This window comes from Rhodanobacter sp. UC4451_H18, assembly GCF_052978225.1.
In genome coordinates this window covers 3,340,549-3,365,223 of sequence record NZ_CM129663.1, presented here as the reverse complement: position 1 = coordinate 3,365,223, position 24,675 = coordinate 3,340,549, and the positions used below count along the sequence as shown (strand labels likewise).

Annotated in this window: 25 protein-coding genes and 1 tRNA gene; 8 read left to right on the top strand and 18 right to left on the bottom strand. The window is 67.7% G+C overall.

All coding sequences use genetic code 11. The annotated features are described in order from the left end of the window. Positions 1–128: 128 nt before the first annotated feature. From ACVCMG_RS15015 to ACVCMG_RS14930, 18 genes are all read right to left on the bottom strand, one after another. A complete protein-coding gene (locus tag ACVCMG_RS15015; RefSeq protein WP_447114476.1) occupies positions 129–1,553 on the bottom strand; it encodes a sigma-54 dependent transcriptional regulator in 1,425 nt (474 codons plus the stop codon). A gap of 387 nt (positions 1,554–1,940) precedes the next feature. Continuing rightward, positions 1,941–2,495, bottom strand: coding sequence for a PilZ domain-containing protein (locus ACVCMG_RS15010; protein WP_447099880.1), 555 nt, complete (start codon positions 2,493–2,495; stop codon positions 1,941–1,943). Positions 2,496–2,586: 91 nt separating this feature from the next. Then, positions 2,587–2,889, bottom strand: coding sequence for a flagellar protein FliT (locus tag ACVCMG_RS15005; RefSeq protein WP_395119823.1), 303 nt, complete (start codon positions 2,887–2,889; stop codon positions 2,587–2,589). 3 nt (positions 2,890–2,892) lie between these two features. Further along, complete coding sequence (gene fliS / locus ACVCMG_RS15000; RefSeq protein WP_395119824.1) at positions 2,893–3,312, bottom strand: flagellar export chaperone FliS; 420 nt, start codon at positions 3,310–3,312, stop codon at positions 2,893–2,895. A gap of 15 nt (positions 3,313–3,327) precedes the next feature. Beyond that, positions 3,328–4,722 carry a flagellar filament capping protein FliD gene (fliD, locus tag ACVCMG_RS14995; protein ID WP_447106537.1) on the bottom strand — a complete coding sequence of 465 codons (1,395 nt, stop codon included), beginning with the start codon at positions 4,720–4,722 and terminating at the stop codon, positions 3,328–3,330. 65 nt (positions 4,723–4,787) lie between these two features. Then, positions 4,788–6,218, bottom strand: a complete 1,431-nt coding sequence (locus tag ACVCMG_RS14990) for a flagellin N-terminal helical domain-containing protein (protein ID WP_447114475.1) — start codon at positions 6,216–6,218, stop codon at positions 4,788–4,790. A 131-nt stretch (positions 6,219–6,349) separates the two neighbouring features. Then, positions 6,350–7,552, bottom strand: a complete 1,203-nt coding sequence (flgL, locus tag ACVCMG_RS14985) for a flagellar hook-associated protein FlgL (RefSeq protein ID WP_447106539.1) — start codon at positions 7,550–7,552, stop codon at positions 6,350–6,352. A 2-nt stretch (positions 7,553–7,554) separates the two neighbouring features. Beyond that, on the bottom strand, positions 7,555–9,429 hold the full coding sequence (flgK, locus tag ACVCMG_RS14980) for a flagellar hook-associated protein FlgK (protein WP_447114474.1): 1,875 nt from the start codon (positions 9,427–9,429) through the stop codon (positions 7,555–7,557). Positions 9,430–9,501: 72 nt separating this feature from the next. Continuing rightward, positions 9,502–10,563 (bottom strand): flagellar assembly peptidoglycan hydrolase FlgJ, encoded by a 1,062-nt coding sequence (flgJ, locus tag ACVCMG_RS14975; RefSeq protein WP_395119829.1) that lies wholly within the window; start codon positions 10,561–10,563, stop codon positions 9,502–9,504. A 13-nt stretch (positions 10,564–10,576) separates the two neighbouring features. Next, positions 10,577–11,665, bottom strand: a complete 1,089-nt coding sequence (locus ACVCMG_RS14970) for a flagellar basal body P-ring protein FlgI (protein ID WP_447114473.1) — start codon at positions 11,663–11,665, stop codon at positions 10,577–10,579. Positions 11,666–11,914: 249 nt separating this feature from the next. After that, complete coding sequence (flgH, locus tag ACVCMG_RS14965; RefSeq protein ID WP_447114472.1) at positions 11,915–12,595, bottom strand: flagellar basal body L-ring protein FlgH; 681 nt, start codon at positions 12,593–12,595, stop codon at positions 11,915–11,917. An 11-nt stretch (positions 12,596–12,606) separates the two neighbouring features. Then, complete coding sequence (gene flgG, locus ACVCMG_RS14960; protein WP_447114471.1) at positions 12,607–13,392, bottom strand: flagellar basal-body rod protein FlgG; 786 nt, start codon at positions 13,390–13,392, stop codon at positions 12,607–12,609. 64 nt (positions 13,393–13,456) lie between these two features. Beyond that, complete coding sequence (flgF, locus tag ACVCMG_RS14955; protein WP_447114470.1) at positions 13,457–14,197, bottom strand: flagellar basal-body rod protein FlgF; 741 nt, start codon at positions 14,195–14,197, stop codon at positions 13,457–13,459. Positions 14,198–14,284: 87 nt separating this feature from the next. Next, the gene (gene flgE / locus ACVCMG_RS14950) at positions 14,285–15,508 is read right to left on the bottom strand and encodes a flagellar hook protein FlgE (protein ID WP_395119834.1); all 1,224 of its coding nucleotides are present in this window, start codon (positions 15,506–15,508) and stop codon (positions 14,285–14,287) included. Positions 15,509–15,546: 38 nt separating this feature from the next. Beyond that, positions 15,547–16,191, bottom strand: coding sequence for a flagellar hook assembly protein FlgD (locus ACVCMG_RS14945; RefSeq protein WP_447114469.1), 645 nt, complete (start codon positions 16,189–16,191; stop codon positions 15,547–15,549). A gap of 46 nt (positions 16,192–16,237) precedes the next feature. Then, a complete protein-coding gene (gene flgC / locus ACVCMG_RS14940; RefSeq protein WP_447114468.1) occupies positions 16,238–16,660 on the bottom strand; it encodes a flagellar basal body rod protein FlgC in 423 nt (140 codons plus the stop codon). Beyond that, positions 16,660–17,061, bottom strand: a complete 402-nt coding sequence (flgB, locus tag ACVCMG_RS14935) for a flagellar basal body rod protein FlgB (protein ID WP_447114467.1) — start codon at positions 17,059–17,061, stop codon at positions 16,660–16,662. Before flgB ends, flgC begins: the two co-directional genes overlap by 1 nt. Positions 17,062–17,229: 168 nt before the next feature. Next, the gene (locus ACVCMG_RS14930; RefSeq protein ID WP_395119838.1) at positions 17,230–18,177 is read right to left on the bottom strand and encodes a chemotaxis protein; all 948 of its coding nucleotides are present in this window, start codon (positions 18,175–18,177) and stop codon (positions 17,230–17,232) included. 208 nt (positions 18,178–18,385) lie between these two features. Between ACVCMG_RS14930 and ACVCMG_RS14925 the strand changes: the two genes are divergently transcribed. The 8 genes from ACVCMG_RS14925 to ACVCMG_RS14890 all read left to right on the top strand — a co-directional run bounded on the left by ACVCMG_RS14925 (position 18,386) and on the right by ACVCMG_RS14890 (position 24,447). Next, a complete protein-coding gene (locus ACVCMG_RS14925) occupies positions 18,386–19,690 on the top strand; it encodes a methyl-accepting chemotaxis protein (protein WP_395119839.1) in 1,305 nt (434 codons plus the stop codon). Beyond that, positions 19,687–20,391, top strand: coding sequence for a flagellar basal body P-ring formation chaperone FlgA (gene flgA, locus ACVCMG_RS14920; RefSeq protein ID WP_395119840.1), 705 nt, complete (start codon positions 19,687–19,689; stop codon positions 20,389–20,391). The genes ACVCMG_RS14925 and flgA overlap by 4 nt, the downstream gene beginning before the upstream one ends. A gap of 155 nt (positions 20,392–20,546) precedes the next feature. After that, positions 20,547–20,870, top strand: coding sequence for a flagellar biosynthesis anti-sigma factor FlgM (flgM, locus tag ACVCMG_RS14915; RefSeq protein WP_395119841.1), 324 nt, complete (start codon positions 20,547–20,549; stop codon positions 20,868–20,870). Then, positions 20,867–21,313: a flagella synthesis protein FlgN gene (locus ACVCMG_RS14910; protein ID WP_447098316.1), complete on the top strand. Its 447-nt coding sequence runs from the start codon at positions 20,867–20,869 to the stop codon at positions 21,311–21,313. Before flgM ends, ACVCMG_RS14910 begins: the two co-directional genes overlap by 4 nt. Before the next feature lie 103 nt (positions 21,314–21,416). Then, complete coding sequence (locus ACVCMG_RS14905) at positions 21,417–22,712, top strand: EAL and HDOD domain-containing protein (RefSeq protein ID WP_395119843.1); 1,296 nt, start codon at positions 21,417–21,419, stop codon at positions 22,710–22,712. A 201-nt stretch (positions 22,713–22,913) separates the two neighbouring features. Beyond that, positions 22,914–23,192, top strand: coding sequence for an oxidative damage protection protein (locus ACVCMG_RS14900; protein ID WP_395119844.1), 279 nt, complete (start codon positions 22,914–22,916; stop codon positions 23,190–23,192). A gap of 82 nt (positions 23,193–23,274) precedes the next feature. Then, positions 23,275–23,350: transfer RNA gene (locus ACVCMG_RS14895), tRNA-Phe, on the top strand. A gap of 260 nt (positions 23,351–23,610) precedes the next feature. Then, complete coding sequence (locus ACVCMG_RS14890) at positions 23,611–24,447, top strand: DUF3800 domain-containing protein (RefSeq protein ID WP_447106542.1); 837 nt, start codon at positions 23,611–23,613, stop codon at positions 24,445–24,447. Positions 24,448–24,675 lie beyond the last annotated feature (228 nt).

Below are 24,675 nucleotides of genomic sequence, written 5' to 3'. Positions count from 1 at the left end.
GGGTGGTTGCAGGAGGCGTGCCAGTTGGTGCCGGGAATCGGGAATGGACAATGGGGAGTCGACAAAGCGGAACGCAGCGGCCTTTGCACTTGCGATTCCCCGTTCCCCATTCGCGATTCCCGGCCGCCCTAGGCGGCCAGGCTGCTCTGCAGCCCGTACTTGCGCAGTTTTTCGACCAGGGTGGTGCGTTGCATGTGAAGCAGGCGGGCGGCGTGGGCGACGACGCCGCCAGTGGCGTCCAGTGCCTGGCGGATCAGGCCGACTTCGATGTCGGCCAGGTGATCCTTCAGGTCGAGGCCTTCTTCCGGCAGCAGACGTTCGGATTCGCTGGCCGGTTGCAGCGCAATGCCGGCGATCGCGTGCTCTTCGCTCATCATCGCCAGCGCCGTGGCGCCGTGTTCGTCGCCGGCCAGCGGGGCGCCGCGGTATTTCGCCGGCAGGTCGCTGCTGCGCACTTCGCCGTGCGGGAACAGGATCGCCATGCGCTCGACCAGGTTGGACAGCTCGCGCACGTTGCCCGGCCAGGCGTAGGCACGCAGCGACTGCATCGCGCCGGTGCTGAAGCGCACCACGCCCAGGCCCCGGCGCGCGCCGCGCAGGTTGAACTCGGCGATCAGGGTGGTCAGGTCGTCCAGCCGCTCGCGCAGGGAGGGCAGCTCCAGCGGAAACACGCTGAGGCGGTAATAGAGATCCTCGCGGAAACGATCCTCGGCGATCGCCTGCTCCAGGTTGCGATGGGTGGCGGCGATGATCCGCACGTCGCAGTGCAGCGTCTTGTTGCCGCCGACGCGCTCGTAGGCGCGCTCCTGCAGCACGCGCAGCAACTTCACCTGCATCGGCAGGCTCATGTCGCCGATCTCGTCGAGGAACAGGGTGCCGCCCTCGGCCATCTCGAAGCGGCCCTTGCGCGCACTGATCGCGCCGGTGAAGGCGCCCTTCTCGTGGCCGAACAGCTCGCTTTCCAGCAGCTCGGGCGGGATCGCGCCGCAATTGATCGCCACGAACGGCTTGCCGCGGCGCGGGGAATGCTCATGGATCGCGCGGGCGACCATCTCCTTGCCGGTGCCCGATTCGCCCAGCACCAGCACGTTGGAGTCGAACGGCGCCACCTGGCGGATCAGCCCGTTGACCCGCACCATCGGCGCGGAGTCGCCGACGAAGCGCAGCCCGCCGGAACGCCCGCCGAGCAGACGCGCATAGACATTGCGCAGCGCCTCGGTGAGCTTCTCGTAGCTGAGCGGGAAAGCCAGCGTGGCGGTGCGGCCGGCGAACGGGGATTTCGCCGCGCCCAGCCGCTGCGCCCAGGGCGAATCCTCGGCCAGCAACACCGGAATGTGCGCGGCGCTGGCGCCGAGCAGCGCGAACTGCCGCTCGGCTTCGGCCGCGTCGTCGATGCCGCCGACGTAGACCGCGCGCCAGTCAGGGGTGGACTCGCTGGTGTCGGTGCACTGCGCGCCGTGCTGGGGGTGGTAGCCCAGGAAGTGGAGCGCCGACATCACGGCATTGACTCGCGCCGCATCGGATTCAATCACCAGGAAATCGAATTGCTGCATCTCTACTCTCCGTCTTGCATCGTTGGCGTACCCAACTTCCGGCATGGCCATTTTTTGTCACCGTCGGCAAGTCGTCGCCGGGCTGATGGACCGGTTGCAACAAGGAGGCCAGTTTCTGGCGCACAGGGCGCCGACAAAATGACGCAGATCGGCCACCCGCTCCGTGAAAATTTCCAGAGCCGGTTCGAGCTGTCGCATGTAAACGTTTGATGCCGCACGTTTGTGCCGGCATTCGTCTGCGATCGTGCGGGGTCGGCGGAGCTCGGCGGGGCGCGAAAACGCTGACGGCGCGTGAGGGTTTTCCTGCACGCGAGTTCTCAATAGTGTGAACTGGGTCTCGCGACGCCGACGGCGCATCCGCGCCCGCGGCGGCGGGGGTCGGCGAACTCAACCGGGAAGCTGGCGCGCTTCTGCCACTTTGCGTCGGTGATGACGAAAAACGAGGCGCTCAATTGCGTCACTTTGCGCGTCGCTCAGCGAGGTGAAAGCGACGAAGGTTCGACCATCGTCGAATTGCTTTTCGCGCAACGCCGGCAACTCCAGCGGAAGGCTGCGGCAATGCTCGAAACGCAGGCCCAGCAGCACTGCGTCGCCCGGCAACGCGACGTCCGCAGCGAGCACCGCGCCACGTGCGTTGAAGCGCACCAGGCGCTGTACCGGCAGCGTGCCGGGCGGCACCAGCAGGCGGTTGACGATGTCCACCAGCGCGGTGAGCTTGGCATCCATGCGGCGCATTTCCTGCACCAGCGGATTGTCGTCGTCGGGCGTCTCGACACGGCGTTCTTCCAGCGCCGCGATCGCCGCCAGCGCATTGCCGTTGCGCTCGGCCAGCGCCAGCGCCAGCGCCTGCGGCATCGGCCAGGCCAGCGGCTCGATCGCCACGTGCAGCAGTTCCTCGACGCTGACCCGCTGCTCGAACTCGTTCCAGCTGGCGTTGTTCATCGTGCGGCTCCCGGATATCGGCTGTCGGCCTTGGCGGCAAGGCCTGCATGGCGCGGGCCATCTGCCGTGCATGATGACATCGCCGGGCGATTCAGGCCTGCGCGTAGGCCGCGATGGCCTGGGCCCGGTCACGCTCGCGCTGCCACTGGTGGGCGAGCGCATCGCGTGCCGTCACCAGCAGGGCCTGCAGTTGGCGATCGCAGGCGAGGATCTGGCCGAGCTGGGCGTGGGTGGCCGCGTCGGGGTGGTGCTGGCGATGCACCAGCGGGGCGCGCGCTTCTTCCAGCTGCAGCAGTTGCTGCCAATCTTCCGCGCGCGCAGCGGCGAGCATCGCGCGGGTAATCACCAACGCGCTGGTCAACGCCGAGTTGTCCTCGAAAGTTGACGGCGACATGGTTCAGGCGCCTGCCACGCGACCGACGGGGGCGGTTGCCGGCGACGGGCCGATCTGCACCCAGCTGTCGCGCACCTGCTGCAACAGCCGGCTGACCTCGTCGATGATGCCGGCGTCGTCGCGCAGGTTGGCCTGCAGCAGGCGCCGGCTCATGTATTCGTAGAGCGAATCGAGGCGGTCGACCAGGGTCGGGTCGGCCTTGCGGTCGAGCGCATCGCGCAAGCCACCGAGGATCTCGATGCAGCGGCTGATGGTTTCGCCCTTGGGCCCCGTCTCGCCGCGCATCATGTGCGCGCGGGCCTTGACCAGGCGCTCCAGTGCGCCATCCATCAACAACGTGATCAGGCCGTGCTTGTCGGCCGACTCCACGCCGCCGTGCGAACGAACCTGTTGGTAGGCGCCTGCGCCGTAACCGAATCCCATGATCGTCTCCTGCCCTTACTTCTTGTTGATGTTGTTCAACGCGTCGAACTGCTGCTGCAGGTAGCTGCTGGTGCTGTTGAGCTTGCTCATCAGCGTGTCCAGCGCGGTGAACTGCGCCTGGTAGCGCGCGGTGAGGTCGGCCATGCGGCTGTCCAGCGTGGCTTGCTGGTCCTTCAACGCGCTCAGCTGCTGGCTGATGCTGCTGGTGCGGCCGGCCAGCGTGCCGTTCGGACCGACCCACTGGTCGAGCTGGCCGTTCAACTGTGCGGCCAGGCCGGTATCGCCGCCGAACAGCTGGCTGGCGAGCTTGCCGCCGTCGCTCATCGCCTGGGTCAGCTTGCCGTTGTCCAGCTTCAGCGTGCCGTCCACCTGCAGCGAGATGCCCAGCGCGGCCAGCGAGGTGCCGTTGGCCACGCCGCCCACCAGCCGCGAGAGCGTGCTGTTGATGCCGTTGATGGTGGCGTCGCCGATCATGGCGCCGGCCGTGCCACTGGTAGCGTCGTACTTGGTGAGGTTCTGGTAGATCCCCACGAAACTGTTGTAGGTATTGACCAGGTTGCTCAGCGCGCTGCTGCCCTTGCTGGGGTCGTTGGCCACGGTCAGCGTGGTCTGGCCCGAAGCGACCAGGCTGAGGGTCAGGCCGTCGATGGCGCCGCTGACGCTGTTGCCGGCGCCGTGGCCGGCTACGCCGTCGATGCTGTACTGGGCATCCTGTGCGGCGGTGATGACGGTCAGCGCGTTGCCGCTGCCGGCGGCCGCGTCGTAGTCGAGTGCGGCCAGGCCGCCGTCGCCGCCGCTGCTGCTCACCACGAAACCGTTGGCCGCGCCGGTGCGGGTACCGCTGAGCACCAGGTGCGCGCCGTCGGTGCCGGTGACGATGGTGGCGCTGATGCCGGGGTTGTCGCTGGCCTTGTTGATGGCGTCGCGAACCTGGGCCAGCGAGTTGTTGCTGTCGGTGAGGTCCAGGCTCATCGACTGGCCATCCACCGCGAGGGTGAGCGTGCCGGTGCCCACCTTGGCGCTGCTGTCGGCGAACGCGCCGGAGGAGGCCTTGAGTGCGGTGGCCAGCTGGGTGACGTCGATCTTGTAGCTACCGCTGACCGGGGAGCCGGAGGCCGTGGCCCCGAGGACGTCGGTGTCGGCGGAGTTCACCGTGCGCGCGTTGAAGGCGCTGCCGTCGGTGATCGAGGCCATGGCCGATTGCAGCGCGGAGAGCGCGGCGCCGACCTGGCCCAGGCCGGACAACTGGGTGTTGGCCAGGGCGGCCTGGTTGGTGATCTGGTTCTGCTGCGGCGCCTTCTTGGCGGCCACCAGCTTGTCCACCAACGTGGCGACATCCAGGCCGGAACCCACGCCCATGGAGGTAAGCAAACCCGTGGTGGGTGTGGTCGAACCTACCGTGATAGCCATGGACGTCGATTCCTGTAATGAGGGAAACGGCCGCGGGCTGTCCGCGGCCGTTCCGGGTCAAGCAGTTACTGCAGGAGCTTCAACACGCTCTGCGTGGTGGCGTTGGCCTGCGCCAGCACCGAGACGCCGGCCTGCTGCAGGATGTTGGCGCTGGACATGTTCGCGGTCTCCGCGGCGAAGTCGGCATCCTGGATCTGGCTGCGCGACGCGCTCAGGTTCTGCGAAATGGTCTGCAGGTTGGCGATGGTGGAGGTGAAGCGGTTCTGCACCGCGCCCAGGTCGCTGCGCATGGAGCTGATGGTGCCCAGCGCCGAGTCGATGCGGCTGATGGTGTCGTTGGCACCGGCCACCGACTTCACGTTGGCACTGGCCAGGTCGCCGCCAATGGCGTTCGTGGCGCTGAACCCGAGGACGCCGGTACCCTTGGCGCCGCCGACCGTGAGCGCTTCCTGCGAGGCCAGGTGCAGGACACCCGTCGTGGCATCGGCGTAGGCCGAAACACCGGCGATGCCCTTGGCGTTGATCGCGGCCGCCAGCGAAGCGGCGTCGTTGAACGTGCCTTCGATGCTCACCGCCGAACCCGAACCGGCCTGCAGCGTGAATTCGTTGGCAGCCAGGGTCAGCGGGGTCGCGTCACCAACGGCCACGGCGTCGGTACCTGCGGTGGGAGCCGCAAAGGTGGCACCGCTGGCGCCAGTGACGGTCATCGGATCGGCGCCGGCGGTCTTGGCCGTCAACTTGAACCCGTTCGCGCCGTCGGCGGCGACCGTGTACTTGTTGCTGCCACCGTCCAGAGCGGCCTGGATCGCGTTCAGCGTGGTGGTCTGGTCGGTGCTTGCGGTGACACTGACCGAATCGGAACCGATCGTGAAGGCGATCGTGCCCGTGGTCCAGTCGGCAACACCCGAGGCACTGACCGATCCGGCAGTGGCACCGGCAGCCGCCGTCGCGACGAACACGCCCGTGGCGCTCGTGGCCGAGGCGATCTTGCCCACCTGCGACGCACCCGCGCCCTGGCTCAGGTTGACCGAAATGGTCTCGCCGACGTTGGCACCGATCTGGAACGCGGCCGAACCGAAGCTGCCGTCCAGCACGTGGCGGCCGTTGAAGGTGGTCTGCTGCGAGATACGGGTGATCTCGGCCAGGCGCTGCTGCACTTCGGCGTCGAGCGCGGCGCGGTCGGAGTCGGAGTTGGTGGCGTTGGCGGACTGCACGGCCAGCGTGCGGATGCGCTGCATGTTGTTGGTCACCTCGTTCAGCGCCGACTCGGTGGTCTGCGCCAGCGAGATGCCGTCGTTGGCATTGCTGACAGCCTGGTTCAGGCCGTTGATCTGGGTGGTGAAGCGGGTCGAGATGGCGAGGCCGGCGGCATCGTCCTTCGCGCTGTTGATGCGCATGCCCGAGGACAGGCGCTCGATCGCGGTGGCGAGTTTGCTCTGCGAGGCAGCCAGATTTTTCTGGGCATTCAGCGAGCTGATGTTGGTGTTGACGCTCATGACCATGGGAATTCTCCGAATCGAGTTGGTATGCCGACAGTGGCCGGCTCAGACAATCCGGCGGGGATTCACCATTGAATGCATCCGCCTTGTGTACTGTTTCGACTCGCCATACCAAAACTTGAGCCTTGTCAACGCAAATAATCGAAAAGTTTTGAACCCTGGATCTTGGTGAACGTCTGCTGCGCGGCCTGCAGCGCCGTGGTCTGCGCACCGAGCTGGCTGATCGCGTCGTAGTAGTTCAGATCCTGCACGTCCGACAGCGACGTCTTGTACTGCAAGGTGAGGTCGTCATTGAGCGCGCCCTGCTGATCCAGCGCGTTCATGCGCGCGCCGACCAGGCCGCGCGTGCGCGTGATGGAGTCGAGCGCCTGGTCGAGATTGGCGAACTCGGTATTGAGCGCGTTCTGCATGTGCGCGTCGCCGCCGTTGGGCGTGCGCAGCGTCTTGATGATGTTGTCCAGCGTGGTGAATACGTCCTGCTTGCCGGAGGCACCGATGGCGAAGCTGTCGCCGACCGCGGGCTCACCGCTGAACGCGACCTGCGCGCCGCGGAAGGTGACGCTGCCGCCCTTGGCCGGATCGTAGCTGCCGCTGTCGAGCACGGCGCCGCCGGCATCGCGCACTTCGTACGCGTCGGCCGCGGTGAACACGATGCTGTACGCGCCACCGTCCCATGCCGACGGACTGGCCGACGGATCGCTGACGCTGCTGGCGCCGGCCACCATCGAGCCGGTGTTGGTCGCCGCGGCGCTCACCGCGAAGGTGCCGTTGCCGGTGGGGATGTCCATGAACACCGCACTGCCCGCATCGCCGGTGGCGACCTGCAGGCCGGGACCGGCGGCGACCATGCGCTGGCCGGCGTCGCCCAGGTAGCTGACCGAATCGCCGGAGACGAACGGCTGCGTACCGGTGCGATTGCCGGCAAAGATGTATTCGCCCTGGCCGTCGGTGCTGTTGGCCTGGCCCAGCATCTGCGCGCGCAGCTGCGACAGCTCGGCGGCGATGTCGCCGCGGCTGCCGTCGGTCTGGCTGCCGTTGGCCGCCTGCAGCAGCAAGGTGCGCACGCGCTGCAGCACGTTGCCGGTGTTGGACAGGGTCTGGTCTTCCAGGCCCAGCCGCGCGTTGGCCGAGGTGATGTTGCGCTGGTACTGCGCCGAGTCGGCGATCAGGTGCGACATGTCCAGCGCGCGCGCCGCGCCGACCGGATCGTCGGACGGCTGGTTGATCCGCTTGCCGGTGCTGAGCTGCGTGTTGAGATCGGACAGGTCGCTCTGCCGGTTCATCATGCTGCCGACGGACTGCTGCTGGATCCAGCTGGTGGAGACGCGCATGGTTAACTCCGCACCGCGCCGAGCAGCGCGTTGAAAATGCTGTTGGCCGTGCTGATGACCTGGGCCGAGGCCTGGTACGCCTGCTGGTAACGCACCAGGTTGGCGGCCTCCTCGTCCAGGTTCACGCCGGAGACGCTCTGCTGCGCGCCCATCGCCTGGTTGTAGACCGCGGTCTGCGTGGTCAGCTCGTCCTTGGCCAGCGCGCCGGCGCTGCCGACCTGACCGACCAGCTGGCTGTAGGCGCGACCGGTGCTGGTGACGCCGCCGTCGAGCACGCCGAGATTGGCGACCTTGCCCAGCATCAGCGCGTTGGCGTTGTCGCCCTGCGCGTTGCTGTTGGCCTTGAGGCTGAAGCTGTCGCCGGCCTGCGGCGCGCCATCGAGCTGCATGCTCCAGCCGTTGTGCATGATCGGCTGGCCGGCGGTGAAGGTCTGCGCCGGGCCGCCGTCGATGCTGTAGCTGGTGGCCGAGCTGAACACGATCGAGGAGGCGTTGAACAGCGCCGGGTCGCTGCCGTCGGCGATGCTGGCGCGTGCCGTGGCGGAGCCGGCGTTGCCGGCGCCGGCGGCGACCACGAACGGCGCGGCGGCGGCGATCCGGTCGGGCTGATCGACGGTCACGGCGAAGCTGGCCGCGGCATCGCGGCTGGGCTGCACGCGGAAGCTGTCACCCGCGCTGGCGCCGCCACCGACCACCAGGCTGAGGCCCGCGGCGGTGAACGGGTCCGCACTGGTGCCGCTGCCGCCGAGCGCCACGGCATTGCCGCTGGTATCGCGCATGCTCCAGGCCGTGCCGTCGAAACTCAGCACGTATTCCTTGGCGGGCAGGGCCCCGATGTCGGTGATGCTGGCGGCGACCGTGCCGCTGCCGGTGTTGGTCGAGGCGCCCTGCACCGTCGGCCCGGCGGCGGCGAAGAACTGGCCGCCGACGTCGCCGTGCAGATCCACGCCCTGCGCATGCTGCGCGTTGAACGCGCTGGCCATCGCCTGCGCCGCGCGGCCGAGCTGGATCTGCGCCGGGTCCAGCACATTGCTGCGGAAATCCAGCAGCGCGCCCAGCGCACCGCCGCCGATGCGCCCGCTGATCACGTTGCCGCTGCCGGCGCCCACCACTTCCACGCGGGTGGCGTCGTAGACGTTGGCGGCCGTACCCAGCGCATGCGCCTCGGTGCCGGTGACCAGTGCCTGGCCGTTGCCGGCGAACACGCTGATGGTGTTGTCGTTCTGCGGCACCACGCTGATGCCCACCTCGCCGGCCAGTTTCTTGACCAACGCATCGCGCTGGTCGAGCAGGTCGGCCGGCGGCATGCCTTCGGTGGAGGAGAACGAGCGGATCTTCTCGTTGAGCTTGGCGATCGACTGCGTGTCGACATTGATCGCGTCGACGGTGTCGCCGATCTGCTGCTGGATCTGCCCGGACAGCTGGCTGAACTGCCCCGACAACGCACGGAACGTGGTCGCCAGGCCGCCGGCACGGGCCAGCAACACCTGGCGCGAGGCGGCATCCGACGGCGCATTGGCCATGTCCTGCACCGCGCCGTAGAAACCGTCCAGCGACGTCTGCAAGTTGCTGCTGCCGGCCAGCTGGTTGTTGAGTTGGGCGGTCAGGCCCGCCATCGTGCTGGCACGACCCTGGCCCGAGCTGGCCGACCACAGCGAGGCGTTGAGGAATTCGCTGTAGGCACGCTGCACCGCCACCGTATTGACGCCGGTGCCGACGTAGTAGCCCGCCTGGCCCTCGGGCAGGCGCGCGCCGAACGACACCACCTGGCGGCTGTAGCCGTCGGTGTTCACGTTGGCCACGTTGTGGCTGACCGTGCTGAGCCCGATCTGCGAGGCGAGCAGCCCGGACACGCCGGTCGAAAGCATGTCAGCCATGGAACATCCTCGACGCATGGCACACCGCCCGGATCGCGCGGTGCGTGGAAACGTTAACGGCCGGAGGAGGGATCACTTGAATGCCTCCGGCTGCTGCAGCGCCGCCAGCGCCTCGCGCATCTGCGCGCTGTTGGCGATCGCCGTGATCTTGGCCACGTATGCAGGGTCCGTCGCATACCCGCCATGCACCAACCCGCGCGCGAACGCGGCGATGTTCTCGCCCTGCCCCAGCGCCTGCTGGTAACGCGGGCTGTCGGCAATCAACTGCGCGTAGTCGGCGAACGAATCGGCCGGCGAATCGTAGGCGCGGAACGCGTCGCGCCGGCGCACCGCCACGCCGTTCTCGTACTCCAGCGTGGGCACGCTGACCTTGTCGCCATCCCAGCTGCTGCCGGCCTTGATGCCGAACAGGTTGAAACTGCTGCTGCCGTCGCTGCCCTTGGGCAGGTGCTTGCCCCAGCCGGTTTCCAGCGCGGCCTGCGCCAGCAGCGCGCGCACGGAAACGCCCAGCTTCTTCGCCGCCTCGGCGGCATGCGGCGCCAGGGCGCGCACGAAGTTCACCGGGTCGCCGCCGGGAAGCCAGTGGGCGGCGGTGTCGGCCACGTCCATCGCGCCGCGGGTCATGCGGTCGACCACGTGCTGCCACGGTGAGTCGTTGTCGGCGGTCGACGGCATGCCGATCGCGCTGGCTGCGTCGTCGCCGGCAACGGGCTCGTTGCCCAGCTGCAGCAACGCGCGCACGTGCGCGTTGCGCACATCGGCGACCGGCACCGCAAAAGGCTGCCGGGGCGCCGCGGCCGCAGCCGCCTCGCCCTTGCCGCCAAGCTGGCGCACCAGCATCTTCGCGATGCCCAGGCCGTTCTTGCCGTTGGCCAGGCTCAGCGAGAGCTGCTGGTCGAACAACTGGCGATAGGAGTCGACCTGCTCGCTGCCGGCGAGGTCGCTGCCCATGCCGGCGTTCGCCTCGCGCATGGACTTGAGCATCATCTGGGTGAAGATCGCCTCGAACTGCTTCGCCACCGCCGGCAGCGCGCTCTTGCCGCCGTCGCTGCGCGCCTGCGCACGCAGTTGCTGGAAGCCGGACAGTTCGGTCCAGGTGTCCAGCGCGGGGGAAGCGGGATTCAGCGGCGTCATGGCATCACCTCGCTCAGATCACCACCAGGTCGGCATGCAGCGCGCCGGCCTGCTTCAGCGCCTGCAGGATCGAGATCAGGTCGCTGGGCGTGGCGCCGACCTGGTTCACCGCGCGCACGATGGCGTCCAGGCTCACGCCCGGGCCGAACTTGAACATGTGCGCGCCTTCCTCGCTGACCTGCACGCTGCTGGACGGCACGATCGCCGTCTGGCCCTGGCTGAAGGGCGCCGGCTGGCTGACCTGCGGCTGTTCGCCGATGGTCACCTGGATCGCGCCGTGCGCCACCGCCGCGGCGGTGACGCGCACGTCCGAGCCGATGACCACGGTGCCGGTGCGCGAGTTGACGATGATCCGCGCCGGCGCATCGCCCGGCTGCACGTCGAGATTCTGGATCGCGCCCAGCCAGGCCACCTTCTGCGCCGGGTCCTGCGGGCCCCGCACCGATACGGTGCCGCCGTCCACCGGCTGCGCGGTGCCGGCGCCATACGCGTGGTTGATCGCGGTGGCGATGCGCGTGGCGGTGGTGAAATCCGCCGTGTTGAGGTTGAGCATCAGGTCGCCGCCGCCGGCGAACGAGGAGGCCACCACGCGTTCCACCGAGGCGCCGTTGGGAATGCGTCCGCTGGCGGAAATGTTCACCTGCACGCTGGAGCCGCTCTTGCCCTGCGCGCTGATGCCGCCGACCACCACGCTGCCCTGCGCCACCGCGTAGACGTTGCCGTCGGCGCCGCGCAACGGCGCCATCAGCAACTGGCCGCCGCGGATGCTCTTGGCGTTGCCGATCGAGGCGACGGTGACGTCGATGGTCTGGCCCGGCTTGGCGAACGGCGGCAGGTCGGCCGTCACCATCACCGCCGCGGCGTTCTTCAACTGCGGCCGCGCATTGGCCGGCACCGTGATGCCGAACTGCTGCAGCATGTTCTCCAGGCTCTGCGTGGTGAACGGCGCCTGCGTGGTCTGGTCGCCCGAGCCATCCAGGCCCACGACCAGGCCGTAGCCGATCAGCTGGTTGCTGCGCACGCCGGCGACCTGCACCAGGTCGCGGATCTTGTCGGCGTGGGCGGGGGCGATGAGCAGCAGGCACAGCGCGATGCCAGACACGAACCGAACACTGGCTCCCTCTCCCTTGCGGGTGGAGGAGGGTTGGGGTGAGGGGACACGCTTGCGAAAGAGGTGGGCGAGGCGACACATGAAAGCAAAGGCGTTGCGTACGTGCGTGGATTTGCTCGCGACAATCCGCCCCTCATCCCAACCTTCTCCCCGAGGGGGAGAAGGGGCAAAGGTGCCGTGCGGGTTCGCACCCTCGTGCCTCCGCGCACCCGTCAAGCCAATGGACAAATGGGCGTTCATTCAAAAGGGCATCCACTTGGAATTGAAGAAGCGCGACAGCCAGCCGCGCGTGTTCGCGTCGGCGAGGGTGCCGCGACCGGTGTAGCTGATCCGTGCGTCGGCGACGCGGGTGGACGGCACCACGTTGTCCTGGCCGATGTCCTGCGGACGCACTATGCCGGCGATGCGCACCAGCTCCTGGCCCTGGTTGATGGTCAGCCACTTCTCGCCGCGCACGATCAGGTTGCCGTTGGACAGGCGCTGCGCCACGGTGACGGTGATCTGCCCGGTGAGCTGGTTGCTCTGGCTGCTCGAGCCGGCGCCGTCGAAGCTGCGCTCGCCGTCCAGGCCGATGTCGGCGACCTTGCCGCCGATCGCCAGCGCATGCCCGAGCACGGTGGGCGAGGCGAGCTTGGCCTTGTCGGTCTTGCTGGTGGTGGTGGTGGCCTTCTTGCTGGCCTGGGTGCTCTCCACCAGCGCGACGGTGAGGATGTCGCCCACGCGATGCGCGCGCGGATCGGCGAACAGCTCCATGTTCTGCTGGTCGTGGTAGATCGAGCCGTCGGCGGGCGTCGCAGCCATCTGCGGGGCGGGCGGCGAGGTCGGCGCCCACTGCGCGTCGTCGCGCGCGGCGGGGCCGCTGGCGCAGCCGGCCAGCAGGGCCAGCACGCACAGGGCAAGGGGGAAACGGCAGGCAGGCATCACGTTGCGCCTCAGGTCTTGTTGGTCAGGAACTGCAGCATCGAATCGGCCGCCGACACTGCCTTGGAGTTCATCTCGTAGGTGCGCTGGGTCTCGATCATGTTGACCATCTGCTCCACCACGTTGACGTTGGAGCTTTCCAGCGCGCCCTGCTCCAGCGTGCCCAGGCCGTTGAGGCCGGGCTGGCCGATCTGCGGCGAGCCGCTGGAGGCGGTCTCGAGATAAAGGTTGTCGCCGTTCGGCTGCAGGCCGGCGGGGTTGATGAAATCGGCCAGCTGCACGGTGCCGATCTGCTGGGTGGCGGCCTGGCCGGGCAGGCTCACGCTGACCGTGCCGTCGCTGCCGATGGTGATGCTCTGCGCGTTCGCCGGCACGCTCAGCGCCGGATCCAGCGCGTAGCCGTTGGCGGTGACGATCTGGCCGTTCTGGTCCATGTGCAGCGAGCCGTCGCGGGTGTAGGCGATGGTGCCGTCCGGCATCGTCACCTGCAGGAAACCGCGGCCCTGCACGGCCACGTCCAGCGAGTTGCCGGTCTGCTCGATGTTGCCCTGGGTGAACAGTTTCTCGCTGCCCACCACGCGCACGCCGGTGCCCAGCATCAGGCCCGAGGGCGACTGCGTCTGCTCGGTGGTCTGGCCGCCGGGCTGGCGCAGGTTCTGGTAGACCAGGTCCTGGAACGCGGCGCGCGCGCTCTTGTAACCGGTGGTGTTGGCGTTGGCGAGGTTGTTCGAGATGACGTCCATGCGCGTCTGCTGCGCATCGAGGCCGGTCTTGGCTACCCACAGGGATGAAAACATGTCGTTGGACTCCGTCTGGACGTCTGGATGTCTGTTTGAATGAGGCTGACCTGGATCAGGCCGGTCAGGTCATCTGCAGCAGGCGCGAAGCCGACTGCGCGTTCTCGTCGGCACTCTTGATCGAGCGGATCTGCAGCTCGTACTGGCGCGAGAGCTGGATCATCTGCACCAGCGTCTGCGACGGGTCGACGTTGCTCGACTCCAGCACGCCGGATTTCAGCCCCACCGCCGGATCGGCCTGCGCGGTGGCGCCGTCGGCGAGGTGCATCAGGCCATCGCTGCCCAGCGACAGCTCGTCGGCGGGCGGGTTGACCAGCTTGATCCGGCCCACCGCAGCGATGGTTTCCGGCGACTGGCCCATCGGCACCACCGACACGGTGCCATCCGCGCCGATGCTCATCTGGCTGCTCTGCGGCACGCTGATCGGGCCACCTTCACCCAGTACCAGGTTGCCGCGCGCGTCGGTGAGCAGGCCGTCCGGTGTCAGTCGCAGTTCGCCGGCGCGGGTGTAGCCCTCGCTGCCGTCGGCGCCCTGCACCGCGATCCAGCCGGTGCCCTGCACCGCCACGTCCAGTTCGCGTCCGGTTTCCATCTGGCTGCCCGGGCGCAGATCCACGCCCAGCCCGTGCGCCACGCCGTTGATGCGCGTGGCCATGCCTGGGCCCTGCACGGTCAGCGGCTGGAACGCCGACAACTGCGCCTTGAAGCCCACCGTGTCGGCGTTGGCCAGGTTGTGTGCCACCTCGGACTGCGCCCGCATCATCTGCGTGGCGCCGGTCATGGCTACGTAAAGCGAACGATCCATGGGGACTTCCTTCAGGAGTGAGTGGAGAGGAGTGAGAAAAGAGAGAAAGCCGCCTTCTCTCACTCCTCACTCCTTGTTCCTCACTCCTCAGTTGCGGATGTTGATGATGGTCTGCGTGAGCTGGTTGTCGGTGGAGATCACCTGCGCATTCGCCTGGTAGTTGCGCTGCGCCTTGATCATGTTGACCAGCTGCGCGGTGAGGTCGGCGGTGTTGGAGGCCTCCAGCGCGCCGGCCTGCACGCTGCCGAACGTGCCGTTGCCGGCCGCGCCCATCACCGGCGTGCCGGAGTCGTACGAGGCCGCCCAGTTGGTGTTGTCGAGCTGGCGCAGGCCTTGTTCGTTGCTGAACTGGGCGATCGCCAGCTGGCCCAGCGCGGTGCTCTGGCCGTTGGAATACTTCGCCTGCACCACGCCTTCGCGCGACACGTCGATGCTGGACAGGATGCCGGTGGGATAGCCGTCCTGGTTGATCGCGCTGGCGGCGTAGGCGTTGCCGAACTGGGTGGCCTTGGTCATGTCCAGGGTCAGCTGCATCGGATCGGCACCCGGGCTCACCGCCGCGGCGGGGAACGCGAGCTGGCCGTTGGCCGGGGCAACCAGGCTGCCGTTGCTGCCGAAGGTCAGCGTCTGCGGCGTGCCGACCGCGGTGCCGTCGATGTAGAGGTTGGCGTTCCACACGTTGGCCGCCGCGTCCTTGACGAAATACACCACGCCGTTGTGGGTGGCGCCGAGCGAGTCGTAGGCGGTGAACGGCGTGGCCTGGTTGTAGCTGGACGGATCGTTCAGCGGGTCGAAGGCGGTGGCCGGTGGCGTGGCGTCGGAAGGCAGGTTCAAGGCCATCTGCACCGAGCTGGTGGCCTTGGCCGCGTTCTGCGCGGTGAACAGCTGCAGGTCGGTCATGGTGCTGGTGTCGAAGCCGCCGCCGGCAACCGGCGGGAACACCTGCAGGCGCTGGCCGTTGGCGTTCATCACGTAGCCGTTCTGGTCTTTCTGGAAGGCGCCGGCGCGGGTGTAGGAGTAGCCCTTGCCGTCGCGGATGGTGAAGAAGCCCTCGCCGCTCAGGGCGAAATCCAGGCTGTTGTTGGTGGTCTCCACGCTGCCGGCGGTGAACTGCTGCGCCACGTTGGTCAGCCGCACGCCGCTGCCGACCTGGCTGGAGCTCAAGTTGGGGCCGGCCGCGCTGAACAGCTCGGCGAACTGCGCGCGCGAGCCCTTGAAACCGGTGGTGCCGGTGTTGGCGATGTTGTTGGCCGTGACCTCGAGATCTTTCGAGGCGGCGTTCAGACCGCTCAGTGCAATGTTGAATGCCATCGGAGCATTTCCTCGTTCGGTTGCGACCCTTGAGGTCGTCAGTTGATCTGTGCGACCTGACTCAGCAGGACCCCGCCAAAACCATCCACGTCCAGATAGGTGCCGTCGGCGCCGGTCATGCCCACGCCGGTGACCTTGCCGCTGACGTAAGTCGCCACGGCGGTATTGCCCGCCTGCGCGGCCAGCCCGTAGGTGCCCGGCGCCAGCGCCTCGCCGTTGTCGCCGATGCCGTCCCAGTGGAAGCGCACCAGCCCGGCCGCGGGCTTGCCCAGGTCGATCGTGCGCAGCACGGTGCCGCTGGCGTCGGTGATCTTGACGAACACCTGGCCGCCGCCGTCGGGCACGTTGACCGCGCCGTCCATGCCGCCCGCGGCCAGCGTGCCGGCCTCGGCGGGCACCACCACATCGCGGCCGATCATCCCGCTCGCCTGCAGGATCTGGTTGCCCTGCAGCGACTTGCCGAGGTCGTCGAACGAGGCCTGCAACGCCTGCGTCGCCGAGACCTGGCTGATCTGCGCCAACTGGCTGACCATCTGCGATGAATCCATCGGCTTGGTCGGATCCTGGTTGCGCATCTGCTGCACCAGCAGGCTCAGGAAGTCGGCCTGGCCCAGGGTCTTTTCCTTGCCCAGGCCGGCGGCTTTCGCCGCGCTGGCGGCATTGCCGATCGCCATGTCGCTCATGCGTGGTTCCTCGTGGCGGACTGAAGGTGATTCATGTGCCGGCGCCTCACTTGCCCAGATCCAGGGTCTTCTGCAGCAGCTGGCGCGCCGAGTTCATGACCTCGACGTTGTTCTGGTAGGAGCGCGAAGCGGAAATCATGTTGACCAGCTCGTCGACCGGATTGACGTTGCTGGCGTAGACGTAGCCATCGGCGTCGGCCAGCGGGTTGCCCGGCTCGTAGCGACTGGGAATCGCCGCCTGGCTCTCGGTGACGCCGAGCACCTGCACGCCTTCCCCGTTCGCGCTGGTGTCGCCGGCGCCCTGCTGGCTGCGGATGGTGGCAAACAGCGGCTCGCGCGAGCGGTAGGCCGCTTCGGGCGAACTGGCGACGCTGTCGGCATTGGCCAGGTTGCTGGCCACCGTGTTGAGGCGGGTCGATTGCGCGGCCATGCCGGAGCCGGCCACGTTGAAGATGGAGAACATCGACATCAGCCCTGGCCTCCGTTGATCGCCATCCGCAACATGCGGATCTGCGCGGTGATGAAGGAGAGGCTGGCCTGGTAGTGCACGCCGTTGGCGGCGAACGCGGCCTGCTCCACCTGCGCATCGACGGTGTTGCCGTCCATGCTGGGCTGGGTGGGCACGCGATAGGCGAGCGCTTCGGCGCTGCGGCCGGCGCTGCCGATCTGGCCCGGCGCATCGGTTTCCAGCGCCACGCCGTTGGCCGCGCCGCTGGCCGTAGCCAGCGCCTTGCGGAAATCCACGTCGCGCGCCAGGTATCCGGGCGTGTCGGCGTTGGCCAGGTTGTTGGCCAGCACTTCGGTACGGCGCTGCCACAGGTCGAGCGCCTGGGTATGGATGCCGAACAGATTGGGGGTGGACGGGTTCATCGTTTCGCTCCGCATGCACTGCTGCACGGAAGCGAAAGGCAAATTGCATGCCACGGGCCGGGAAGCCTTGCGGCAGCTCGAATTCCGCGCATGTCGCGCGGCGCCGTCAGGCAGATGCCGCGGCGAAAGACGGTTTGTTGACGCGGCCCCGGCGCCGCGCGCCCGGCGTCAGCCGGTTGCCGCCTGCGGCGCGGCGACGGGTTCGGGCAGCAACTCCATCACCGCCTGCGCCAGCTGGTCGGGGTGGAACTTCGCCACGAAGCGGTCGGCCTTGACCTCCTTCACCATGCCCTCGTTGAACATGCCGCTGAGCGAGCTGTGCAACAGCACCTTGATCCGGCGCAGCGTCGGCGCCTCGCGGATCGCGCGGGTCAGCGCATAGCCGTCCAGCCGCGGCATCTCGATGTCCGACACCACCAGCTCGATCGCCTGCGCCGGGTCGCCCGCGGCCAGCTCCAGCAGCCGCTCCAGCGCCTCGCGCCCGTCCTTGGCCACCACGCAATCGGTGCCCAGTTGCTTGAACAGGTTGACCAGCCGCCGCCGCGCGATGCCCGAATCGTCCACCACCATCACCCGCCGCGACGCCAGCGAACGATGGCTGGCCTCGCGCTGCAGCCCCGCCGACAGCTCGGCCGGCGGTGCGTCGATGCTGGCCAGCACGTGCTCCACGTCGACCACCGCCAGCAGCGCGCCATCGACCCGGGTCACCGCGTTCACCCGCGAACCGAACCCCAGCGCACTGGCCGGCGCCGCCATCGCGTCGCCCGCGCAGTGCACCATGCGCTGCAGGTCGGCCACCAGGAAACCCTGCACCGAGCGGTTGAACTCAGTCACCATCAGGTGCGCCGATTCCACCTCGCGCAGCGGCGCGTAACCCAGCGCGGCAGCCAGATCGATCACCGGAATGGTCTGCCCGCGGTAATCGCAGCTGCCCGCGATCAACTCGTGCACGCCGTGCAGGCGCTCCATCGGCGGTCGGCGCAGCACCTCGCGCACCTTGAACACGTTGATGCCGAACAACTGCTGGTCGCCCAGCCGGAACAACAGCATCGCCACCCGGTTGTGCCCGGCCAGCCGCGTGTGCTGCTCCACTTTCTCCAGCAATGTGCCGGCCATGCGGCCTCCCTCGGCAAGCGCGGCCGCCACGCGACCGTCTGCTGCGCTATCGGCCGGGCATGCTCCGCCTTTAGCCGGCAAAGCCCGCCCCCAGTGGTGGGGTGATCACATCGCCGCACCCACTGGCATGCGGATTGCTTGCTCAAGCTTCGACACCTGTGGCCGATGCAGCAGCCATTCCATTCCTTTGCGAGTCGACGCCAGCACCATGAGCTTTCTTCTCAAACAGCACATTGCCGCCCTGGTGAAAGCCGCCGCCCAAGGGGACGACGCCGAGCTCGCCGTGCTGCGACACCGCCACCCGCGCACCGCCGCGGTACTGGCGCCGCTGCTGGCGCGCGCCGCCAGCCGGCCGCCGTCGGCGGTGGCGCTGCAGACCATGGAACAGCAAGGCCTCGTGCTCGGCGCCGCACAACAACTGGCGCGCGAGCAGACCGCACTGGACCAGGCCGCCGCCGAAAGCCGCGCCAGCGTCGATCGCTTGACGGATGGCAGCGCCGGGATCTCGACGGCCCTGCAGCAGTTGGGCGCCGACCTGGAGCAGGCCAGCCACGCCGGCAGCGTCGGCGCCGACGGCGTCAGCGAGCTGGACGGCCAGCTGCGCCTGCTGCGCAGTGCGCTCAGCGCAATGAACCGCAACCAGAGCAAGCTGGCCGAACAGGTCGCGCAGATACGCAAGCTGACCGGCGCCGTGCAGGAGATCGCCCATCAGACCAACCTGGTGGCGCTGAACGCCGCCATCGAGGCGGCCCGCGCCGGCGAGGCCGGGCGCGGCTTCGCGGTGGTGGCCGACGAGGTCAAGCAGCTGGCCGAGAAAACCGCGCTGACCACCACTGAAATCGAGACCGTCACCGTCTCCATCGGCGACTTCTCGCTGCAGCTCGATGGCGACGTCAACCACGGCCTGCAGCAGCTCAAGCGCGCCCAGGTCGGCGTGAGCCAGTGCAGCAACCAGCTGGGCGAAGGCAGCGCCACCCTGCGTACCGCCAGCGAACGCATCCGCAAGCTGCAACAGGGTCACGACGCGCAACACGCGCGCGCCACCACCGCGCAGGCGGCACTGGGCGCTTCGCAGCGACGCAGCAGCGAGGCGCGGCGCCAATCCGAATCGCTCCATCGCGCTGCCCTGCTGGCGCATCGCCTTGGCCTGGACTGGCTGGAAGGCGAAAGCGGCAACGACCCGGCCAGCCTCAGCCTGACCGTGCGCGAAGCGGCCATGAACCTGCGCCAGGCGATGAGCCTGGCCCTGCTCGAACCGGCCGCGCTGGACCGGCGCTGGTTCGACACCCACGCCCTGGTCAGCGGCGTGCAGCGGCTCGCCCGGCTGCGTCGCGGCGGCGACAACGGCGCCGCGCTCGGCGATGCCGGCACCCAACTGGGCGAACAGGGCCAGCGCTTCATCACCTTGCTCGGCGCCGGGCAACTCGACCAGGCCGGCGCCGTGGCACGCGAACTCGAAGCGGGCCAGGACGCCCTGCTCGCCCAGCTCGACGCCCTGCTGGCCGACGCATGACCCTGCGCGCCGCCCTCGCCGCCGTCGGGTTGGTCGCGTTGCTGGGCAGCGCCACCGCGCATGCCGCTGCCACGCAGTCGCTCGACAGCGTGCGCGCGGCAGCCGAACAGGCGATGCAAGATCGTTACAGCCGACCCGGCAGCCGCGTCGTGGTCAGCACCGAGCCGCTGGACACGCGCCTGCAACTGGACGCATGCAGCGAGCCGCTGCGCGCGCTCGTTTCCGAACAGGCACAGCCGCGCTCGCGCATGACCGTGCCGGTGCAGTGCCCGCAGCCCGGCGGCTGGATCGTGCGCGTGCCGATCCAGTTGCAGGTGTTTCGCCAGGTGCTGGTAAGCAGCCGCGCGCTGCTGCGCGGCGACGGCATCGGCGCCGCCGACGTGCACGTCGAGCAACGCGACGTGACCCGCCTCGGCTACGGCTACCTGGACAACCTCGACCAGATCGCCGGCCGCACGCTTTCGCGCGCACTGGCGCGCGGCAGCGTGCTCAGTCCCGGCAGCCTGGGCGGGCGACGCATGGTGCGCGCGGGCGACCACGTGCAGGTGCTGGCGCAGCTCGAAGGCATCTCGGTGCGCGCCGAAGGCGTGGCGCTGGGCAGCGGCGACAACGGCGCCCGCCTGCGCGTGCGCAACGCGGCATCGGGGCGGGTGATCGACGCCATGGTCAGCGCGCCGGGCGTGGTGGTGGCCCTGCCATGAAACCGACACCCCTCATTCGAACCATGAAAATCAGTCACTTGCGCCACGGCGCGAGCGACGGTCGCGGCCCGGTCGATTTTTCGACGGGCTGCTAAAGTTTTCCGGACAGCGGCCGATTATCCAGTCACAGGGCACACTCCAGCGGGACGGGTTCAATGAACACGACGATTACCAACAACGGTTTGCCGAAGCTGCCGCAGGCCGGCAGCGGCACGGGCAGCGGCACCTCGGCCAATGCAGCCGCCGCGCCGGAGGCTTCGGTCGCGGCGCCACGCAACGCCGATCAGCTCAAGCTGACCGATTCGGCGCGGGCACTGCAGGAGGTCGCCCGGCTGGGCGACGCCTCGCCGATCGACGCCAAACGCGTCGAACAGGTGCGCCAGGCCATCGCCGACGGCAGCTACAAGATCGACGCCGGCAAGATCGCCGAACGCCTGCTGGCGATGGATCAGCAACTCGGCGGCACGGACAAGGCATGAGGCAGCCGCTGCAGCACGAACTGAACGATGCGCTCGCGTCCGTTCTGGACGAGATGCAGCAGCGTGCCGAGCAGTTGCAGACCACGCTGGAAGCCGAGCGTGCCGCGCTGGACATCGCCGACGCGGCAGCGCTGGACGCGGCGGGCAACCGCAAGCAGGCGCTGATGCAGCAACTGGAGCAACTCGACGCCGACCGTCGGCTGCTGCAGCGCCAGCAGCCGGTCAGCGACGCATCGCGCGAATCGCGCTGGGCGCAGATCCTGCAGGTGCTGCGCCACTGCCACGCGCTGAACCTGCGCAACGGCAGCCTGGTCAACCAGCGGCTGGCCCAGTTGCGCCAGGCGCTGGCCATCCTCACCGGCCACGCCGGCGAAGGCGAACTCTATGGCAGCGGCGGCGAACTGCACGGCAGCCTGCGCTCCAAATCGCTGGCCGCCGCATGAACGCGACATCCCACCCCTTCGCTGCCACCTGTCCCCGCAGGCGACACCCCCACTGACCACACGGCCGGCGCCGGCTGGCCCCGCACCGATGCGATGACCGACCATGAGCAATCTCCACGCCTCCCCCGTCGCCTCCCCGAACCACGCCAGCGCCGCCGAACAGCCCCCCGCCTCGGCACTCGTTCCGCTGGCCACGCCGCTGCCGGTGCTGCGCACGCCGATGCTCGACCGCGAGCGCAACCTGTTCGCCTATGAAATCGTCTTCCACTGCGAGCCGGGTGACGAGCAGAACCTGCTGCGCAGCGTGCTCTCCACCATCACCGACGGCGCGCTGACCCGGCTGGTGCGCGGCAACCGCGCCTTCCTCAACCTGCCCGCCGAACTGCTGCCCGAAGACTCCGACGTGCTGCTGCACCAGCCGCGCCTTGGCGTGGTGCTGCAACCTTCGGTGGCCGACGACGCGGCGCTGATGAAGCGCCTGCAGCAGATGGCCGAACGCGGCTGCCAGCTGCTGCTGGAAGCCGGCGACATCGACCCGGAAAGCAGCCGCCAGCTGCAGGCGCTGCTGCAGATCGTGCAACTGGTGCGGCTGGACGCCAGCCGGCTGACGCCGGAGACGCTGAAGGAGCGCACCGAGTACCTGTTCGCCCGCGGCATCCGCGTGGTCATCGGCCAGGTCAACGACCACCCCACCTACGAGCGCTGCCTGGAGCTGCAGGTGCAGGCGATCCAGGGACGGTTCCTGCTGATCCCGCAGCCCGTCGCCGTACCGGTGCTCACCGCCAACCGCATGAGCATCCTGCGGCTGATGGGCGCGCTGCAGGAAAAGAACCCCGGGCCGGTGGAACTGGGCAACATCATCCGCGACGACGCCGTGCTGAGCTACAAGCTGCTCAGCTGCGTGAACTCCGCCTATTTCGCCCTGCCGCGCCAGTTGAAGTCGGTGCAGCAGGCGGCGATCTTCTTCGGCGTCACGCGCATGCGCAACTGGATCGAGACGATGTCCCTGTGCGGCATGGACGACCACCCGCCCGAGCTGCTGCGCGCGGCGCTGATCCGTGCGCACATGTGCGAGAAATTCGCCGCCGGCAACTCGGCCATCTCGCCCGAAACCGCCTTCACCGTGGGTCTGTTCTCGCTGCTGGACACGCTGATGTGCGCACCGATGGATTTCCTGCTCAGCCATTTGCGGCTGGTGCCGGAAGTCAGCGACGCGCTGACCGACCGCAGCGGCCCGTACGGCACCCTGCTCAAGCAGATCATCGCCTGGGAAGCCGGCGAAATGACCAGCGGCATGGCCACGCCCCAGCGCATCATGAGCATGGCCTCGATCTACCTGGGCGCCACGCAGTGGGCCGACCAGGTGTTCGCCTCCGCCAACGGCAAGCAGGCCGCCTGACCGCACACCGGGCCACCGCCGGGGGCTTGTCACACACCCCCGCGCGACAAGCCCGCGCCCATCGCCGATAATGCGCACTCGTCGCGAATGCGCCGCGTCGGCCACTCCGCTTGCCGCAGATCAGCGACCCGACCCCGCGCGCATCGCACACTCCCCCGCCGTACCCGCGCGCTTTTCGCGCGGGCGCACAGGAATGAACCGATGAGCCGCACCATCCACTGCAGCAAGCTCCACGTCGACGCCGAAGGCCTCGACTTCGCACCCTGGCCCGGCCCCCTCGGCCAGCGCATCTATGCCGAGATCTCCAAGCCCGCGTGGCAGCAATGGCTGGCCCACCAGACCACCCTGATCAACGAATACCGGCTCAACCCGCTCGACGCGAAATCGCGCCAGTACCTGGGCGAGCAGATGGAGAAATTCCTGTTCGGCGGCGACGTCGACCATGCCGCCGGCTTCACCCCGCCGCCCTCCGCGTCTTGACGATTCCGCACACTTTCGGTCTAATGCACGGCTCCACGCATCAACGGCAACCCACCCGGTTGTGCTTGATCGCCAGGTTCCCGGCCGGGTAGCTCAGTTGGTAGAGCAGGGGATTGAAAATCCCCGTGTCGGCGGTTCGATTCCGTCCCCGGCCACCATCGGATTCAACGACTTAGCCCATCCTCGTCGGATGGGCTAAGTCGTTGTGTCCAGCCTGCGTCTGACAACGCGGGATGAACGCTTCCGCAAAATTTGAGAAAAAAATCCAACCAAAGGTTGAAACCAGCCCCAGTGCTAGGTACGCTTCATCTAGCAATGAAATTGCTATCGCTGTCTCAAGGAAACTTGGGCGGCAAATCCTACGGCCACCTCTGGTGGCCGTAGTTGTTTCTGTGGCAACGGGGGAAGGGGAGAACGGATGCACCTGATGTACGTAGATGAGGCTGGCGACCTAGCCTCCCTAAGTGATCCTGCGGGGCACAACGACCAGCCCGTCTTCATCCTTGCCGGACTCATCATCGAATCAAACAGGGTTCGGTCATTCACTGCCGAATACTTAGCAGCGAAACGACGATTCTTCCCCAAGCTCATCCAGAGCAAACATCACTTCGATTGGATGCTAGCCGAAGTAAAAGGTGCATCCATCAAAAAATCTGCGTTAGCCGAACCCCGAAATAAGCGCCGTCAAGCGCGCTTGTTCCTTGGTCAAATTCTTGATCTTGTCGAGAAACACGACTGTAAGTTAGTCAGCCGCGTATGGATCAAAGAGCCCGCAACCCCGATCAAGCACACGGCCGTATACACCTTCTCTGTTCAATCCCTATGCGCCGCTTTCGACAACTACCTAGAGTTCAGGAACTCGCACGGCGTATGCGTTGCCGACTTTAGAACCCAAAGTCTCAACAGCAAGGTCGCTCACTCCCTGTTCACACAAAAACACGGCTTTGCGGAAAAGTACCCACGCTTAGAAGAAGTCCCCCTCTTTGGTGACAGCAACAACCATGCAGGGCTCCAAGTTTGCGATCTAATTACTTCCGCCATCCTCATGCCTGTTGCTTGCGGTGCCTATTGTTTAGGACGGGTAAAAAACACGCACGTCACACCGAAAGCATTAGAGCTCCGCGAACTTTTTGGTGAGCGGCTCAAAGCGATCCAACACCGTTACGTCCAGCCGGATACTGGAAAATACGGCGGCGGTGTATCCGTCTCCGATCCAGTCGGTCACCGCAACGGAAGTCTCATGTTCGACAGGTAAGCCTCCTTAGCGCTCACGCCATCGGCTCGATGCGTGCCGGTAGCGGGTGCGCGGTTCCACGGGCCGGGCGCGGCGCTCCGCCGGCAGCAGCCGGCCATGCCCGCGCAGGTAGCAGGCTTGCGTCGAACTCGGGCGGTTCGTCAGGATCGCCGCACCATGCTGGGATGCCGTAGTCGTAGACCGGCGCGTAGGCCATAACCTCGTGGCGAGGCGCAATGCCGCCAGCCT